The sequence below is a fragment of the Methylobacterium sp. WL116 genome (assembly GCF_008039455.1).
In the GTDB taxonomy this organism is placed as follows: domain Bacteria; phylum Pseudomonadota; class Alphaproteobacteria; order Rhizobiales; family Beijerinckiaceae; genus Methylobacterium.
This window is the reverse complement of sequence record NZ_VRUV01001081.1, coordinates 1-585: the sequence shown is the minus strand read 5'-3', so window position 1 is coordinate 585 and position 585 is coordinate 1. Positions and strand designations below refer to the sequence as shown.

Sequence of the window (585 nt, the reverse complement as noted above, 5' to 3'; positions counted from 1 at the left end):
GGTCAGCGACGGCCGGGTTCCCGCCTCCACCAGCGCGGTTGTGCAGGTCGGCGGACCGGCCCTGCGCCTGGATGCGGCGCGCCTGCAGGAGGCCAAGCGCCGCTCGGCGAGCCTGCGCGCCCTGTTCACCCGCTACGCCGACTGCCTGCTGGCGCAGGTGCTGCAATCGGTGGCCTGCAACGCCCTGCACCCGATCGAGGCGCGCTGCCTGCGCTGGCTGCTGACCCTCCAGGACCGGATCGACGGCGACGTGCTGCCCGTGACCCACGAGCAGCTCGCCGCGATGCTCGGGGTCCAGCGCACCTATCTCACCCGCATCCTCAGCACGCTGCAGGCACAGGGCCTGCTGCGCGTCGGGCGCGGCCGCATCACGATCCTCGACCGCACCGCGATGGTGGACGCCGCCTGCGAGTGCCACGGCGTCGTCCGCCGCCACTACGACACCGTGCTCGGCAGCATCCACGCCGTCGGCGGCGCGTCGGAGCGCGCGGCGGCGACCGACTGCGACGAGGGCGGAAGGAGGCGGGATGCGGCGCGCTGAACCCCGCTTCCCCATCCCACGGCCCGAGGCCGCCGCGGCGTGCG

General features: G+C 74.9%; 1 protein-coding gene. It reads left to right on the top strand.

Going from position 1 to position 585, the window contains the following annotated elements; translation table 11 throughout:
* Positions 1-541 (top strand): Crp/Fnr family transcriptional regulator (locus FV223_RS29495; RefSeq protein WP_147730103.1); only part of this gene is annotated, 541 nt, incomplete at its 5' end.
* Positions 542-585 lie beyond the last annotated feature (44 nt).